Origin of the sequence: Streptomyces sp. NPDC002779 (genome assembly GCF_042888685.1) — a bacterium.
GTDB lineage: Bacteria > Actinomycetota > Actinomycetes > Streptomycetales > Streptomycetaceae > Streptomyces.
On record NZ_JBIAQC010000003.1, the window covers coordinates 529105 to 545092 of the forward strand.

The window sequence follows — 15988 nt, forward strand, 5'->3', positions numbered from 1 at the left end:
CCTACAGGGCGACGACGGCGGGCCGGTGCACGCGGACCTCGGCTCCGACGGCGTGCGGCTTGACGATCCCGTTGATGGACCGCATGACGGTCATCCGCTGCGGGGTGACGAGGTGGATGTTGTCGAACCGCATGCTCGGCGCCACGGCGGTCGAGCCGGTGTTGGCGAAGGAGCGGGTGCCGATGTTGGCGGCCGCGGTCAGCGACGGGTCGGTCACCTCGATCTGCCACTGCCGCGGCTCGGCGGCCGTGGCCGGCCACACCTTCGCGCGCAGGGTGGTGCTCGCCGCCTGGAAGCGGACCCGGTAGAAGGTGCCGGCCACGTGCGCCAGGCCGCTGGTGTACAGGCCGAGTTGCGTCTCGACGCCCGCCACGCGCTTGCGGATGGTCATGTTGACGGCGGCCGTGGTGGTGAAGTCCAGGCGGACCGCGTAGTGGTTGTTGTTGTCGACGGCGCGCAGCAGCGGCCCGGCGAACAGGCTGGCGCCTGAGGCCAGGACGCTGGTGGCGACGTCGGCGTACAGGTCGACGTCGGCGCTCGGGGCCGGGGTGAGCGTCAGGTGGGCGATGCCCACGGTGGGCTGTGCCACGGATCCGTAGCCGCTGCCGACCGAGTAGTCCGCGGCGGCGCCGGTCACGGTCCAGGCCGAGCCCGAATCCGGGGTGCCCCAGCCGCCCGCAACGGTGCGGGTGAACGTGTCCAGCAGCGCCGAGGCGTTGCCGGTCACCCGGACCACTTCGCCGCCCAGGACCACGTCGAAGGGGAAGTCGCGGGCGGATGCGCCCGCCACCCCGGAGCCGAGGAAGACGACGTCGGCGTGCAGCTGGTCGCTGCTGGGCGGCGTGCCCGTGAGCGTGGGCAGGACCCGCGCCGTCGCCGCCCCCACCGGTGCCGTGACGCTGCCGGTGAACTCGGTCCAGACGCCGGCGTCCACCGTCTTGCTGATGCTGCTGGTGGACAGGTAGGCACCCCCGCCGTCGTACCAGTTGACGGAGAGGCTCACCGATCGTGCGCTCGCGCAGCGCAGGAAGCCGTAGGGCGCGTAGGCCGTGCCCGGAGTGACCGGTGCGGCGGGCGACGCGGCGAACGCTGTGCTGGCCACCCCGTTGGGGGTGAGGAGCAGGCTCCAGTCCCCGCTGAACGGGGCGGGGCCCGGGGTTGCTACTCGGTCGATCGTGCCGCCGGTGGCCGTCCACCCGGTCAGGCTCTCCTCGAAGTCGGGGTTCGCGGAGAGCCGGTCGCGGGAGGTGACGAAGGGGACCGCCAGGCTGGCGGCGCCGGCGGCGGGGGTGTGCACGATCAGTTCGGTGTCGTCGGCGTCGACCGCGGCGGCCAGCAGTGATCCGCCCGGGTTGGCGTCGATGCGGGGTGCGGTCTGGTCGAGGACGCCGACTCGCCACGGGGTGGCGGGGGTGCAGTTGAAGGAGAAGTCCCAGTCCTTGGGGTGGCCGATGACCTCGGTGGAGCCTTGGGCGATCAGGTCGATCGGTCCGGGCGGCAGCCAGGCGGGCGGGTTGGCGATGGTGAGCCGGTCGCCCGAGTCCAGCTGCGTGACGGCGTCGATCAGGGCGGGTGCGGCGGCCAGGTCGACGTTGACGACCGGGTAGCGGGCCTCGTCCACGGTGCCCAGGTGCAGCCGCCAGGCGGCGTGCGGGGCGGGCTGGTCGTCGTCGTGCAGGTTGAGGGTGACGCTGTCGTCGTAGGGGCCGACCCCGTTGGGCGGGGCCTGCACGGACACCGGGCCTTCCTCCAGGACGGCGCGGGCTGAGGAGCCGCCCTCGCGCTGGACGGTGCGGTCGTTGCGGATCGCCTGGTCGTCGTCGACCGGCTCCAGCGGGTGGGCCAGGCCGGGCGCGTTGTAGTCGAGCTGCAAGGCCGGCGCCTGGTTGTAGAGGCTGTGCCGGTCGCGGTAGGCGAGGCTGAGGACGTCGCGCCGCTCGTAGAGGATGCCGCCATCGACGTCGGCGGCCTCCTCGACCAGGTCGAGGAAGGTGTCCGGCTTCTGGGCGCCCATGAGCTCCTGGATTGCGGTGTTGCCGTGGACCAGGATGGGCTTTCCTTCCTCGCTCGCCAGGCGGCGCAGGCGCACGCCTGCGGTCTCTCCGGCGAATCCGTCGTCGGCGTTGGCGAAGGCGACGGTGTTGACGGCGGAGAACATGGCGAGGTGCCCGAGACGGAGGTTGCCGGGGATGCCCAGGATCTTGACCTGGGTCGGGCGGCCCTCAGTGGCGGTGTAGGTGGTGGAGACAGCCACGCCGCTCGCGCCGATGCCGACCCACGCCACGTGCATCTCGACGTCGGCGCCCTGCTGCCGGGCCCACAGCTGGAGACGGTTCCAGCGGCCCGTGAACTCGGGTGCGGTGACGTTGATGAGGGCCAGCTCGGCGCCGTCCGAGTCCAAGGCCCTGACGTTGACGTTATTGGTCTGCACCCGGATCGTGTACTTCTTCGCGGTGCCGGTGGTGGTGACCTCCAGCATCGTGTTCAGACCGCTGGGCATCGCGTCGAGCTTGAAAGCCATCTCGCAGTGCCACGCCCCGACGGGCATCGACGGGATCGCGCCGCGGCCCTCGCCGTCCTCGCCCCAGGCCGGGACGGTCGTGGCGCCGCCGAGGGTGTCGTCGGAGGCGAACTCCACGCCGCCGCTGACCTTGAGCGGCTGCACCCCAGGGACCGGGCTGTAGGCCTGGGTGGCGCCCTGCGCCTCCTCCAGAGGCCAATACGCCGCCGGTGAGTAGGCGGGGATGCGGCGGCGCAGGGTGGAGTCGAACGGCTTCTGTCCTTGCCCGTACCTGCGCAAGACGCCGGCGGCCTCGATGGGGACCCGGACGTCCTTGCCGGACAGGTCCCAGCGCGAGGGCCAGCTGGAGACCTCCCCGACGAACCGGGTGCGCCGGTTGGTGATCTGAGTGCCGCCGCTCAGCGTCCACGTCCGCCCGGCCCCGTCCACGAAGCTGGTCGCGCCGATGGCCTGCGCGGTGAAATCCGGGTTGGCGACGATCATGCCGTTGATGCCGTTGCGGATCTCCACCGCCATGCAGCGCCCGGCGGACGTCGTCATCGCCACATCGACGGCGTTGCCGATCCGCACGGCGGTGGGGCTGTTGAAGATGGACGTGACGCCGGCCTGCACGACCGGCGCACCCAGCTGTGTCCAGGGTCCGGCGGTGCCCGAGGGTGCGGTGTAGAACGTGACGGTGCGCCCCCCGCTGCCGTTGTCGACGTCGAGGGTGGCGCGCACGGCCAGGCGCCCGGACGGGGGCACGACGAGCTCGACCGTCGAGGACGCGCCGAGGGTGTTTGTGCCGTCCGCGCTCCACTCCAGGTACAGCCGGTTGGACCGCACCCCCAGGAACCACGACTTCCCGCCGGGGGCGAGGGTGAGCTTGCCGACGAGCTCGGTGGTCTTCAGCACGTCGGCGGCGTCGAGCCAGTTGACCAGCTGCGCGTCCATCCGCACGTCGAGGTCGCCGAGGATGTCCAGCGGCGCGGCGTCGGGGGTGGAGGCGAAGTCGGTGGTGGCGCCGGGCAGCCGCAGGAACTGGCTGCCCGCCAGCACCGACACGCGGATCGGGGTGTTGCGGCCGATCAGCCCGTAGTACGGGCTGATCGGGTTGCGGGGGCTGTACTTGCCCAGCCGGTTGTTCAGGGCCATGGCGCACTTGCCCGGGTCGGCGCGCTGCCCCTCGTCGGGGCGCCCCCGCTCGATGGTGATCTTCTCGGCGGTGTAGACGTCCGTGGTGATGTCCGTCCAGACCCCGCCGACCCGGAGTTCGATCTGCACGTCGAGAGGGGTCTGGGGGAACGGCACGACGCCTCCTTAAGAGCCGGTGAGGATCTGGACGTTGCCGCGGCCATCGACGCGGACCAGCTTGCGGAACATGCGCTTGAACTCGCTGTCGGCGCCCGCGAAGTCGAACCGCACGCGGACGGTGCCGCCGCCCGCCTGGGCACCCATCAGGGGCGCCATGGTGGGCGCCGTCAGGGGCTGGCGAGGGGTGGCGAGCTCGGGGCGGACCAGGGAGCGCATCGCGTTGTCGAGTTGTGGGGCGGTGCGCTTGATGCCCTGCACGACGCCGGGCGGGATGAACCTGCCGACCTCGTCCGCCATCAGGGCGCTGGGGCTCTTGATTCCGAGGGCCGCCTTGATCGCTTTCTTCATCCCCTTGGCGATCGTCAGCATGGCCTTCTCGATGAACTTCTGCTCTTTCTTCAGCCCCTTGACGATGCCCTGCGCGGCCTGGATACCGGTCTTGTACATGGCATCCCCGGCCACGTTCCCGGCCGTGCCTGCTGCGGCGACCAGCTGGGACTGGGTGGAGTTGATCTGCGCGATGGTGCCCTTGTCGGCATTCGCCAGGGCGGAGGCCGCCGCGGATCCGCCCTCGACGCCGGCCTGCGCGATCTGCGCGATCAGGTCACCGCGCACGCCCTTGGCCCGCAGCTTGGCCAGGTTCGCGGCGAACGACTTGGCCTGGGCGAGCTTGTCGCCGAGGTTGGTCAGGATCGAGTCGGCGGACACCTGGCCCGAGCCGGTGATCTGGGTGATGTTCGCCGAGTCGAGGACGCCCTTTTTGACGTCCGCGGCGAGCTTGTCCCGGGCCTTGATCAGGTCCGCGACCTTCTTGTGCGCGGCCTTCATCTTGACCGCGAGGGCCTCTTCCCGCTTGGCCAGCCCGAGCAGCATCCCGGTGCCCGCACCGATGATCTGCAGGGCCTTGGAGCGGCGCTTGCCCGGCGCGAGGGAGTCGCGGACGATGTCCGCCAGCTTGTGGCTGGCGGCCTTGACCTGCTTGGCGGAGCCGGTGAGGCCGTCGACCAGGCCGCGCGCGATCCACCGGCCCTGCGCGGTGGTCACCTTCGACGGGCTGGAGATCCCCAGGGCCTTGGCGATCGGCCCGGGGATCATGTCCTTGGCCCAGCCGATCAGCTTCGACTTGATCCAGCCGCCCATGGAGCTGATCCCGGACCACAGACCCTGCACGATCGCCACGCCCTTGGACGTGAGCAGGCCGCCCATCGACCCGATCGACTTGGAGATCCGGCCCGGCAGACCGGTCAGCCACGTCGCCAGCGCCAGCGCCCGTTCGACCGCGGCGTCCTTCATGCGGCCGAAGTAGCCGGCCACCCAGCCCGGGATCTTGCCCAGCCCCTGTACGGAGGTCCGGATGCTGGTGGCGGCGCCCTGGATCTTCTTCCACACCCAGTCCCAGGCCATCAGCGTGTACTTCTTGACGGCGTCCCACTTGGCGACGATCAGGACGACCAGGCCGATGATGACCGCGATCACCCAGCCGACCGGGCCCATCGCGATCAGCCACTGAGCGGCCATGACCGTGGCCCAGGCGACCGCCTTCGCCGCCATGATCGCGTACTGGACGGCGGAGACGAGGGCCGCCCGGACCACCGCGGCGATCCAGGTCCCGATCGACACCAGCGCCGACCCCGTCCACGCCGCGGCGGTCGTGAGCGCTGAGGCCACGGCCCCGGCGGCGATGCGCAGATAGGCCATGATGCCGATGCCCATCATCCGCAGCCAGTTGCCGATGACGCCCCAGGTCGACGCGGTGATGATCGCGTGAGCACCGGTCACCACCGCGGCGACGGCCGTGTACGTCATGATCGCGCCCTTGACGATCAGGACGGTGGCCGCCAGACCCATCAGGGTGTAGGCGAGCGGCTCGAACACGGCCCGGTTGTCCAGGGCGAACTTGATGAATCCGCCAGTGACCTCCGCGAGTTGGCCGAGTGCCTTGCGTTTGAACGACTCCAGCGTGGCGGCCGCGCTGCTGCCGGCGGTCTCGACGAGCTTGTCCGTCGAGCCGGCCGCCTTGTCCATGCCCGAGGAGGCGGCCGCGCCCGCCGGGTCGAGGGCGAACAGCGCGTCGCCCATCACGGTGCCCGGGTCGCCGAACAGGGCGGTGGCCGCGTTCAGGCGGACCGTCTCGTCCTTGGTGCCGCGCAGCGCGTCCAGGGTCATCTGGAGCGCTTCCTGGCCGCTCTTCCCGCCCGCCTGGAGCTTGGCCTTCATGGTGTCCGCGTTCAGCCCGATCGACTGGAACGCGGTCTGCACGCCCGTGCTGCTGGCCAGGGCCAGCTCACCGAACTGTCCGATGGCGTCGGCGACCTGATCGGAGTCGCGGGCGCCGGCGTCGATGGCCTGGTCGATCAGGCCGATCGCCGTCTCGCCGTCCAGGCCCACCCGCTTGAACTGAACCGAGTACTCGTTCAGCGTGTCCAGGAAGTCGTCGGCCTTGTTCGCCGAGGTGCGGAATCCCGCGCTGATCAGGTCGAACGCTTCCTCCGCATTGGACGCAAGCCCGGTGCGCATCAGCTGGCCGACGGCCGCCGTGGTCGGGCCGACCTCCTGATCGAACGTCTCGGCCAGGGCCAGGGCCTTGGTGGTGACGGCCTCCAGGCCGCCCTCGGCCTGGGAGACGTCGCCGATGTTGTTGTAGACGCCCTTGATGGCGTCGTTGACGGTCTGGACGGAGTCGCCCCACGCGTTGGCGTAGACGCTCGCCGAGACCTTGGACAGCTCGGCGGCCTCGGCCGGGCCAACGCCGAGCTGTGCGGCCAGCTTGGCGTTGGCGGCCTCCATGTCGAGGTTGGCCATGACCCCGACCCCGAGGGCAGCAGCGACGCCGGCGCCGATGCCTGCGGCCGCGGTCTCGAAGTTCTGCTGCGCGCTGGACAGGCCCTGCTCGGTGTTGTCCCGGGCGACGAGGTTGAACACCAGCGACGTATCGCTCATCTCGCTGACCACCCCCCTCAAATCGGGGGGCGGTCAGCCCCTGTCCAGTTCTTCGCGTGCCTTGTTCTGGGCGGCCTCGTAGGCGTCGAGCCAGTCGAGCAGCAGGTCGGTTTCCTCGACGGTGCAGTGATCCCAGTCCCGCGGGCGCATGTGGAGCAGGTGGGCGGCGTCGCCCAGGCGCCTCAGTCGGCGACGGGCAGCTGGGCTTTTCCCTCTTCCTCGGGGTCCTCGTGGGCGTCGGCGATCTCCTGGTCGAGCTTGGCGAGGACCGCGGAACCCTGATCGCCCGAGACGCTGTCGGCCACCGTGGCGCGCAGCTCGATCAGCTCGCCCTTGGTGTACTCCAGCTTCAGCTCGTCCCACGCGAAGTCGACGTCTTCCCACCGCACCTGGGGGTGTTCGCGCTTGAGGAACGTGTAGAGCAGCGCCCGCCTGCACAGGCTGCTGCCCTGGACGACGTCCTTGGTGAACTCCGACCAGTTGCGCTCCGTGCGCCGCTCGATCCACTCCCGCTCAGCGGACATGATCTTGCGCGGGTTGTACTTCCACCGCTTGGGCTCTTCGCTGCCCTCGGGGCTGTAGACCAGGAACACGTGCTCTCCTCTACTCGGCGCGCGACGCGATGCGCCGGGCCATGTCTTCCATCGCTTCCTCGACCGCGGCCTTGTACGCGCCCTCGCGGCCCTTGAAGGCGTCGTCGAACCAGTCGACCTTTCCGTGCTGCTGGACCCACACCTCGCGGTTGCCGTACACGGGGTGGCGCCATCCGCCCGCACGGTTCAGGCGCTTCGGGGCGTTGGGGAAGCCCCTCACGTTCTTGGTCTTGAAGGCCTTCACGCGGGCGCCGGACCAGCGGCCGCCCAGCTTCACCTCGGGCCTGATCTTCTTGGCGACGGCCGACCGCAGGGCGGGCGCGGTCGGCATAAGTCCCGAGGACGGCATGGCCATGATGCTGCTTTTCGCCTCGGTGGCCCCGGGCTTGAGGGCCTCGCGCATGTTCTTCGCGAGTTCCTTGCGCAGCTCCTTGCCGTCCTCCTCGGCACGAATCGCCCGCACCAGAGCAGCCAGCCCTTGGTGCGTCTCCACACCGAGGGAGAACGGCGGCCCGCCGGCCATCAGACGGTCGCCCGGGTCACCGCACCGGAGGTGGGGAACGTCTGGCTGACGGTCGCCTCGTCGCCGACCGCACCCGTGATCGGGGACCAGCCCTTGATCAGCACGTTGCCGGTGTACTTCGGGTTGGACGCGGACACCGCGGCCTGGTCGGCGCGCACCTCGAACGCGACGACCGTGCCCAGCAGCGGCCACATGATCGCGTCGAGCTGAGCGGCGGCGAAGTCCTGGAGGAACTCCACGCCGAGCTCACCGGACTTCAGGCCGCCGATGACTTCCTTCCAGCCGAGGCTGGCGTAATTGGTGACGTCCTTGTCCTCGACCTCGACGGCGACCTCGGCCTTCTTGGTGTAGCTGTTCAGGACGGTCCCGTTGATGGACAGGTACTCGGCGAGCAGCACCATCTTGGGCATGGCGGGCCCCCTTTCAGGGCATGGCGACAGGCCCGACGTGGCCGGGCTCGCAGGGTGGTGGTTCGGCTACTGGATGCCGAGGGAGGCGACGAACAGGAACGACGGGGTGGTGCCGCTGATGGTCCAGGCGACGCGCCACCAGGGGTCCGTGATCGCGGTACCGGCGGTGCGCAGGATCTGCCCGCCGGCCGCCGTCGCGGCGTTGAAGGTGAGCCGGGTGGTCGGCGCACCGAAGAGGTTGTCCACGGACGACTCGACGCGGGCGGTGATGCTCGGGGTGGTGCCGGACGCGGACAGCACGTGTAGCGCGGCGTACAGCCGCTTGCCCGCCGGAACGGCGCCGAGGTTGAGGCCCGTGCCCGTACCGGTGGCGGTGCGGGCGGTGCCGGGCGGGTGGGCGAACTGGCCGCGCACCAGCGGCCAGCTGCTCTTCGCGGTGCCGGTCCACGGGGCGACCTCGCCGACCGCTTCGCCGAGCTTGTAGTCGGAGCGCAGCGCGGATGTGAAGTACGCCAGTTCCCCCACGGCCGCGGTGTTGTTGGCGCTGATCGACCAGGGGCCGACCCCGCCGAGCTGGGACCAGGACGCATCGTCGACCTTGGTGGGGTCGCCCGCCTCCCACTGCCCTTCAGCGGCGATCTCCGCCGACCCGAGGCCGCCGAGGATCTCTTTCCAGCCCTGGCTGCCGTAGTTCGTTGCGTCCTTGTCCTCGTGCTCGGCGGACAGCTCGACCTTGTTGGAGTGGCTGGTGAGGTCGACGCCGACGGCGAACGTGCGGACGTTGGTCAGGATCGTCTTGGGCACCTCACCCCTCGCTCTCTGTCTCGACCTTGCGGCGGCCGCGGCGCACCTCGGGCGGCGCGGCCGGCCCGTCGTCGGCGACTTCCTCGGCGACGCCGGAGGCGACCAGGTGCGCGGCCTCCGCCGTCGGCAGGTCTGCCGTCTCGCCCTCGCCGGGCCACGGCGCCCCGTTGCGCGTGGCGCCCTCGGGCATGGCGACCAACATGCGGATCTTCATGCGCTTCCCTCTCCGATCACTTTGATCATCAGCTCGGCGCCGACGTAGGTTGTGCCGGCGTGCTCGTACCAGCGGTAGCCCTGCACCCGCATCACGTGCAGGTCATGCGCCAAGCCGCCCAGCGCGTACTCGCCAGCCGCCCCCCGCGCCACCTCGATCGTCTGCTTGAGCGAGGCAGGGCCGGAGCCGGACAGCATGGCGTCGAGCAGCTGCTGCGCGGAGCGGTCATCAGCGCGGCCGACGAGAACCCGTGTGGTGAAGGTGAGCTCATCGAGCCCTCGCCCCATGACCTTGTCGAACACCTGCTCGTACTCGGCGACGAAGAAGTGCGGCGCGGTGACCGCATCGGGGACGTAACCGGAGCACGTCAGCTTGGGCAACCCGGCCGGAAGGACGACCGCGCGGGCCGCTTCGGCCAACGCCTCGCGCACGGCGGAGACTTGCATGGGGCGCTCCTCAGAACCCGGGGATGATGTACGGCTCGATCAAGTTCCACACGTCCGGGTCCCGGCGGGACAGGTTGCGCACGCCCCACTCGGCCGAGCCGATGATGCCCTCGGGGCTGTCCTTGCGCTTGTACAGCCGGGAGGCCAGGATCAGCGCCGCCTCGTGGATGTCGTCCGGTACGGCCGGCCACCCGAAGCGGGCCGTCACCCGCAACCGCGACGTGGACGTCCCCCACGTGCCGAGCACCCGCCGCAGCCCAGTGATGGGCCGGCCGTCGGCGAGCGCGTTGTCGGGACTGGTCTCGTACCCGGTGACCGCCGACCAGGAAGCGCTCGACCCGGTCTCGACGATCAGGCCCTCGGCGCTGCCGATGTCGTCGACGAGGAACAGTTCCCCGTCGTCGTCGCGGACGATGCGGCCGCGGGGAGTGAACGTGCGCTGCACCGGGGTGGCGTCGAGCCAGAAGCGGCGTCCGGTGGTGCTGTCGATGCTGCGCGAGGCAGACGCGCGCGCCCTGTTCAGGACCGTGTCCCGGGAGTCGTCGTCCGGCTCGACGCCGAACTGGCTCTTCAGCTCGGCGAGGGTGACGTACTCGTTGGCCACGTCACGTCTCGCTCTTGCCCTGCTGCTGGCGGCCCTTGGGCGGCTCGGCCCGCTGGGCGGCCACGGCCTTCTGCGGGTCCTCCGGCGGCCCGCCCGGGGCGTGCTCGGGCTGGCCGCGCCGCGGCGGCTTGTGCCCGCGCAGCTTCAGCTGCTCGTCGACCTGGGCGACCCGGTCGTCCATGCTGCGCTGCACGTAGCCCTCACGCTCACGCAGCAGGGCGGCGACCATCGGGTCCTCGGTCTGGGGGGTGTCGCTCACGGTTGTCTCCTCGATGCCGGGATGGACCGCGCGGGCCCGCTGGAGTCGTAGCGGGCCCGCGCGAGAAAGGGGGGATCAGGCGCCGGTGAAGGTCGGCGTGATCAGGCCGGTGCCCGCGATCTTCCGGGCGTGCGGCTGCCGCTGGAAGGTGAAGGCGTAGTAGCCGTACACGACCAGCAGGACGCCGAGGTTGGCCGCCTTGGGCTGCTCGGCACGGATGTACACCGGGGCGTCCGGGTCCTCCCACAGGTGGCATTCCTGCCGGTCGACCAGGTAGATCTCGTCCTCGTTGGTGCCCGCGCCGAGGTTCACCGCGATGTTGTTGTCGACGATCACGGGGGTGCCGTTGGGCAGGATGCCGCGCACGCCGCGCCCGTAGGCCTCGGCGTAGTTCGCGCCGAGGGTCTGCGCTACGACGCCCGGCTGGGTGATGAGCGGGTACGACGTGCCCATCGCGTTCTGCATCCAGTACCAGCGCCGGGAGTGCATGACGGCGAGGTTGTCGCCGGAGGCCTGGTCGAGGAGCGCGCCCTCGACCCCGGCCAGGCCCTCGATCACCTTCGGGTACAGCTCGGCCGTGGTCGGGCTGGCGTCGGTGTACGCCACCGCGGTGGCCACGTTGCTCAGGCCGACCGTGGCCACGTTGAGCAGGGTGGTGTCCAGGCGGCTGCCGTAGGCGCGGAACAGGTCGTCGAGGATGACGTCCTCGACGCCGGCGCCTCGCTCGATGGACTGCCGGGAGGCGGTCTGCTGGCCGGCCGCGGTGCGGACCGGGATGGACAGGGCGGTGTCGTCCATGTCCTGCTCGGCCACGGCGGCGTTCTCCGCCGACTGGTTGTCCGCGTTGGACCCGGTGGTGATCCGGGAGATCTCCACCGTCATGCCGGTGGAGGGCAGGGTGTGGTGGCGGCAGGCGTCGGCGAACGGCCGGTTGGCGCGGGCCATCGGCGCGTACATGTCGGTCAGGTACTGCGGGATGACGAGTCCGCCGAACGCGCCGGTACCCACCGCGCGTGCCTCGACCTGGGCGCCGCGCTCGACGCGCTCCTCCGCCATGTGCCGGGTCAGGCGGTCGCGTGCCTCGTAGTCGCCGAGGAACGCGGCGGCGACGTCGCGCTGGAACTGCGCGCCGCGCCGGTCCTGGTCGGGCCGGTAGGTCCGCTCGTCCTGGCCGACCCGGTGGACCTGGTCGTAGGCCGGGGCGCGGGTGGCGGCCGGAGTGGTGCGGGCCTGGAGCGCGGTCAGCTCCTCCTCGCGGGCCTGCTCCGCTTCCAGCTCGGCGAGGGCCTGCTGGCGGCGGGTGACCTCGGCGTCCGCGGCATCGCGGGTGGCGACCCGGGCGGCGACGGCCTCCTCGGTCAGGTTCTCGTCGGAGCGCAGCGCCATCAGCGCGTCCTGCTCCTGCTGTCGGGCGGTGATCGCCGTGTCCAGCGCGGTGCGCGCCTGGGCGATCAGTTCGGCGAGCGTCATGGCTCGTCCCTTCTGGTCGTGGTGACAGGCGCCCCGTGTCCAGGTCAGACGGCCACCCGAGGCCATGGCGCCGGGCGGACTCGTGCGCGCAGAGCGCAGGGCAGTAACTCCCGCCGGGCGGCGGGAAGATCAGGGGTCAGCGGGCGAGCGCGATCTCCAGCAGCGCGCGGGCCCGGCTCGACGGCGCGGCCGCGGCGGGCTGGCGCAGGGTCGAGGTGGTGTAGGGGTTCGCGCCGTAGCCGACGATCGCGACGTCACCGCGGTGGATGTCGTACCGGTTGATGCGGTACTCGGTGTAGTCCGGGGACCACTGCCCCGACTCGATGCGGAAAGCGAAGGACATCTCGTCGACCAGACCCGCGCGGAGCTTCGGCGCGATGTACGCGACGTCGTAGTCCGCCGGGTCCAGGGCGGGCGCGCGGACGTCCAGGCCGGTGGCGCTCTCGGTCAGGAACAGGCTGCCGTTGGTGGTGCGGGCCAGGCGGCGCAGCTGGTCGTGTCCGAGGACGAGCGGCACGTCGAGGTCGGCGCGCGCGAGGGAGTCGGCGCCGGCGCCCTCGGAGACGACCTCGGTGTACGGGCCGAACATGTCCCACATCTCGTAGGCCTGCTCATACACGGTGGCCTGGCCGACGAACTCCAGCGCGCCACCGTCGCCGCTCTCGCGCAGCTGCACGCCGGACAGGGTGGCGCGGACGGTGGCGCGAGCGCTGGCCTGCTCGGCGCAGCGCCGCTGCGAGGGACGGTCGGCGCGCTGGCGGATGTGCTGGGCTCGGTCGGCCGCCGCAGCGGCCCGGGTCAAGGCGGTCATGACGGGGCTCCCGGTACGGCGGTCGTGGGTTGGGCGGGGACCGAGCGCGACCCGAACAACCGGTCGAACTCGGCGTAGTCGTCCTCGGTGAACGGCGGAAGGTTGTCCAGGGCGCGGGCCTCGGTCGGCGTGAGCGTCCGGTTGGTGATGCGCGCGCCGATCGTGCGGGCGCGGGCCTCGGGGTCCATGCGCAGCAGCGCGTCCGTGTTCAGCTTCACGAACCGCGGGCCGGACACCAGGCGGCGGCTGAACGCGTCCTCGCGGCGGCCGACGGCCGGACCCAGATTCATGATCAGGAACTGGAGGTTGCGCTGGCCGATGTTGGCGTAGGTGACGCTGCTGCCCGAGACGGCGACGTCGATCAGGTCGCCGGGGCAGCCGAAGAAGCGGGCGATGTCCTGGGCACCGTACTGGCGGGCCTCGAGGAAGCTGGACTGTGAGGCGACGGCCTGGATCGGCTTGTACTCCCAGTCCATGCCGTGCACGAACAGGCCGCTGGAGTCGACGGCCGCCCGGAAGTTCTCGCGGGCGACGCGGGCCGCGTCCTTGTCGACGGTCTTCGCGGTGTTCTTCAGCTCGGCCAGGGGCACGGCGCCGCCGGCGAACCAGTCACGTGCGAACTGCTGCGCGGACAGGGTCTCTTCGATCGTCCAGGCGGCGAACGCCACCGGGGACAGACCGAGCGGGCACCCGGCGACGGTGTACTGCTTCTCGTGCCAGACCTCCCACGGCTCGTACTCATTGCCGCCGATCACGTACTTCGTGATCGTGGGACCGTTGCCGCGGACCGACACCGACCCGAGCTCGACCAAGTCGATCCGGCCGGGCAGGCCGCGCCCGTCCGGGCCGATGACCCCGGAGCGTTCGGTGATGATCCCGAAGCCGTTGCCGCCGCGGTCGAGGTCGAACTGGCTGGAGTAGACCCACTCCTTGATACCCATCTCCGTCCCGCCCGGCGAGACCAGAACGGGAGGCTTGGGCACCTCGACCTGAATGCCGTTGACGTAGCGGTAGACGTCGATGGGGAAGCTGGACATCAGGTCCGCCCGCAGCCGCAGGCACGCCCACACCGCCGAGTTGCGCAGCGCCGTCTCGTTGGTGACCGGGACCCGGCCGGAGCGCCGCTCCCAGGATTGCGCCAGGAGATCCTCGGGTGACGTGATCTGAGCCTCGCGGGCGAATACGTTCTTCAGCCTGGTCCAGGCACCCATGCTCACCTCCCCTCACGCGAACGAGTCCGCGATGTCGTAGTCCTCGATCACGTGCGGCCCCCGGATGACCAGCGCCCACCGGGCCCACGTCGCCGCGCAGAGCGGGCTGATGTCCACCAGGGAGTTCGTCCGGTCCAGGGTCCAGGCGTCGCCCTGGCGGCGCGTCCTGGCGCCGTTCACGGCGGCGGTGAGCGGAACCTGGTCGAGGTGGCGCACCGTGCCCTGGTTCATCGCGTCGGCCAGCTGCCCGCACGCCTCCGTGATGTCCCCGCTCCGCATGACCGCGAGGTCGCCGCGGTCGGGGTTCGCCTTGTCCTTCGGCACGTCAATCCCGGCCGTCACCAGATCGTCGATCAGAGACGCGGCCGGCGCCCCCGACGCGACCGCCACAGCCACCGGCTTCCACAGCCGGTGCAGCCGCGCCACCGCGGGCACCACCCAGTCCGTGCCCGGCCGGTACGCCACAACTTCCAGGTGCACCCGCCCGTCCGGCCGCAGCGACGCGGCGGAGATCGCCGAACGGTTGCGGTCCTGCGACACGTCGATCGCCAGGGCGACGCTCGACGCCACCGGCCTGCTCGCCGCGTCGAGCAGGCCGGGCCACTTGCCCTTCGGCACGTTCGGATCCGTCGGCGGGGTCGGCCGCCGGGTGCGGTTCAGATAGGCCCGGTCGAACTCGGCCGGGTCCATCTTCTCCAGCTCGGCCGCGATGACCTCCTCGGTCACCGTGAAGCCGAGCGCGGGCAGCGTCGCCCGCCACGTCGCCGGGTCCGACCGGTCCATGTCGTCCGGGGCGAACCACTCGAAGTAGCAGGCCCGCGGCCGCGGCGCCGCGAGGTCCTCCCACAGCGCTTCGACCAGACGGCGCCCGTTCTCCCGCTTCTTGTTGAGCCAGACGCTCTTCGTGGTGCCGCCCGCCGATGCCCACCACAGCTGAGCCATGGCCCGGGTCAGCATGGCCGGGCTGAACGCCTGCTCCAGGCGGTCGTCCTCGTGCGCGAACGCCTCGTCGATGAACCCCAGATCCAGCGGCGGGCCGTGGCCGGCCTTCTCCGTGTTCGCGGTGATACCCATCCGCGAGCGGGTGCGGCCCCACAGGATCGCCTCGTTGCCGTTGCTCTTGCGGATGCGCGCCATCTTCGCCAGGTCCGAGCTGGAGATCTTCTCCCAGAACTCGTCCTCCCACCGCTGCCTCGCCATGCCGCGGGTCTGGGCGGCGTACACGATGTTCTGCCGGGGCCAGGCGAGCGCGCGGTGGACCTGCGCGCCGAGCGTCAGCTCCGTCTTGCCCTGCTGCCGGGACACCGACAGACCGACCTCGCGGTGCGCGAACAGCCCGGTGCCCGGGTCGATCTCCAGGGCGACGTCAGACACGTACTTCTGCCACGGCATCGGCGGGGCGCCGAGCTTGGCCATGACCTTCCACAGCTTCGGGCCCAGCGACGGCCGGTCCGGGTGCCGCGGCGTGCCCCACCGCGGCGGGCAGGTCAGCCCGTACCGCTCGTACAGATCCTCGGCGAACTCAGTCGGGGGTGCCCAGGTCTCCGAGGTCGTCGTCATCGTCCGGCGCCCGTCCCTCCAGGATCTGGGCGAGCGTCTGCCGGAGCTCGCGGGTCAACTGGGGCAGCAGCCGGTCCTCCTGGGGGATCGCCTCCCCGCACGTGTCGCACTCGGCGGTCCGCGCGGCGTCGATCCGGCCGGCCAGCGTGTACGCCACCTCGGTCAGGGACGGCTCGACGCCGACCAGGTCGCCGAGCTGCTCGATGTCGGCGCGCACGGCTTCCTCGACGGGCCCCATGCCGGCCCCCTTCCAAGATCATCCGGGGTCATCGGCCCGGGGGGAGAAAAATAAAAGCTGGGCGCGGGGTTGCGATATGTCCGATTTCTGA

General features: G+C 71.0%; 15 protein-coding genes. All 15 read right to left on the reverse strand.

Features of this window, described 5'->3' with window-relative positions:
- Position 1: 1 nt before the first annotated feature.
- Positions 2–3811, reverse strand: coding sequence for a hypothetical protein (locus ACFYW5_RS12265; protein ID WP_389416860.1), 3810 nt, complete (start codon positions 3809–3811; stop codon positions 2–4).
- Between the two features lie 9 nt (positions 3812–3820).
- Entirely contained in the window at positions 3821–6754 is a 2934-nt protein-coding gene (locus tag ACFYW5_RS12270) for a phage tail tape measure protein (RefSeq protein WP_389416861.1), read from the reverse strand.
- Positions 6755–6936: 182 nt separating this feature from the next.
- The gene (locus ACFYW5_RS12275; RefSeq protein ID WP_389416862.1) at positions 6937–7347 is read right to left on the reverse strand and encodes a hypothetical protein; all 411 of its coding nucleotides are present in this window, start codon (positions 7345–7347) and stop codon (positions 6937–6939) included.
- Between the two features lie 10 nt (positions 7348–7357).
- Positions 7358–7870 carry a hypothetical protein gene (locus ACFYW5_RS12280; protein WP_389416863.1) on the reverse strand — a complete coding sequence of 171 codons (513 nt, stop codon included), beginning with the start codon at positions 7868–7870 and terminating at the stop codon, positions 7358–7360.
- Entirely contained in the window at positions 7870–8280 is a 411-nt protein-coding gene (locus tag ACFYW5_RS12285) for a hypothetical protein (protein ID WP_389416864.1), read from the reverse strand. The genes ACFYW5_RS12280 and ACFYW5_RS12285 overlap by 1 nt, the downstream gene beginning before the upstream one ends.
- Before the next feature lie 66 nt (positions 8281–8346).
- Positions 8347–9084 (reverse strand): hypothetical protein, encoded by a 738-nt coding sequence (locus tag ACFYW5_RS12290; RefSeq protein WP_389416865.1) that lies wholly within the window; start codon positions 9082–9084, stop codon positions 8347–8349.
- A gap of 1 nt (position 9085) precedes the next feature.
- On the reverse strand, positions 9086–9298 hold the full coding sequence (locus ACFYW5_RS12295; RefSeq protein WP_389416866.1) for a hypothetical protein: 213 nt from the start codon (positions 9296–9298) through the stop codon (positions 9086–9088).
- Positions 9295–9744 (reverse strand): hypothetical protein, encoded by a 450-nt coding sequence (locus ACFYW5_RS12300; RefSeq protein ID WP_389416867.1) that lies wholly within the window; start codon positions 9742–9744, stop codon positions 9295–9297. The genes ACFYW5_RS12295 and ACFYW5_RS12300 overlap by 4 nt, the downstream gene beginning before the upstream one ends.
- A gap of 10 nt (positions 9745–9754) precedes the next feature.
- Entirely contained in the window at positions 9755–10348 is a 594-nt protein-coding gene (locus ACFYW5_RS12305) for a phage gp6-like head-tail connector protein (RefSeq protein ID WP_389416868.1), read from the reverse strand.
- Position 10349: 1 nt separating this feature from the next.
- Positions 10350–10607 (reverse strand): hypothetical protein, encoded by a 258-nt coding sequence (locus ACFYW5_RS12310; RefSeq protein ID WP_389416869.1) that lies wholly within the window; start codon positions 10605–10607, stop codon positions 10350–10352.
- A gap of 75 nt (positions 10608–10682) precedes the next feature.
- Entirely contained in the window at positions 10683–12077 is a 1395-nt protein-coding gene (locus ACFYW5_RS12315; protein WP_389416870.1) for a phage major capsid protein, read from the reverse strand.
- A 136-nt stretch (positions 12078–12213) separates the two neighbouring features.
- Positions 12214–12888, reverse strand: coding sequence for an HK97 family phage prohead protease (locus ACFYW5_RS12320; RefSeq protein WP_389416871.1), 675 nt, complete (start codon positions 12886–12888; stop codon positions 12214–12216).
- Positions 12885–14099 carry a phage portal protein gene (locus tag ACFYW5_RS12325; RefSeq protein ID WP_389416872.1) on the reverse strand — a complete coding sequence of 405 codons (1215 nt, stop codon included), beginning with the start codon at positions 14097–14099 and terminating at the stop codon, positions 12885–12887. Before ACFYW5_RS12325 ends, ACFYW5_RS12320 begins: the two co-directional genes overlap by 4 nt.
- Before the next feature lie 12 nt (positions 14100–14111).
- Positions 14112–15659: a terminase large subunit domain-containing protein gene (locus tag ACFYW5_RS12330; protein WP_389416873.1), complete on the reverse strand. Its 1548-nt coding sequence runs from the start codon at positions 15657–15659 to the stop codon at positions 14112–14114.
- Positions 15622–15897, reverse strand: a complete 276-nt coding sequence (locus ACFYW5_RS12335; protein ID WP_389416874.1) for a hypothetical protein — start codon at positions 15895–15897, stop codon at positions 15622–15624. The genes ACFYW5_RS12330 and ACFYW5_RS12335 overlap by 38 nt, the downstream gene beginning before the upstream one ends.
- Between the last annotated feature and the right edge of the window lie 91 nt (positions 15898–15988).

Coding starts and splice junctions, on each gene's coding strand:
- ACFYW5_RS12335 (WP_389416874.1), bottom strand. CDS start 15,897: ATGGGGCCCGTCGAGGAAGCCGTGCGCGCCGACATCGAGCAGCTCGGC.
- ACFYW5_RS12285 (WP_389416864.1), bottom strand. CDS start 8,280: ATGCCCAAGATGGTGCTGCTCGCCGAGTACCTGTCCATCAACGGGACC.
- ACFYW5_RS12300 (WP_389416867.1), bottom strand. CDS start 9,744: ATGCAAGTCTCCGCCGTGCGCGAGGCGTTGGCCGAAGCGGCCCGCGCG.
- ACFYW5_RS12320 (WP_389416871.1), bottom strand. CDS start 12,888: ATGACCGCCTTGACCCGGGCCGCTGCGGCGGCCGACCGAGCCCAGCAC.
- ACFYW5_RS12325 (WP_389416872.1), bottom strand. CDS start 14,099: ATGGGTGCCTGGACCAGGCTGAAGAACGTATTCGCCCGCGAGGCTCAG.
- ACFYW5_RS12330 (WP_389416873.1), bottom strand. CDS start 15,659: ATGACGACGACCTCGGAGACCTGGGCACCCCCGACTGAGTTCGCCGAG.
- ACFYW5_RS12280 (WP_389416863.1), bottom strand. CDS start 7,870: ATGGCCGGCGGGCCGCCGTTCTCCCTCGGTGTGGAGACGCACCAAGGG.
- ACFYW5_RS12315 (WP_389416870.1), bottom strand. CDS start 12,077: ATGACGCTCGCCGAACTGATCGCCCAGGCGCGCACCGCGCTGGACACG.
- ACFYW5_RS12295 (WP_389416866.1), bottom strand. CDS start 9,298: ATGAAGATCCGCATGTTGGTCGCCATGCCCGAGGGCGCCACGCGCAAC.
- ACFYW5_RS12270 (WP_389416861.1), bottom strand. CDS start 6,754: ATGAGCGATACGTCGCTGGTGTTCAACCTCGTCGCCCGGGACAACACC.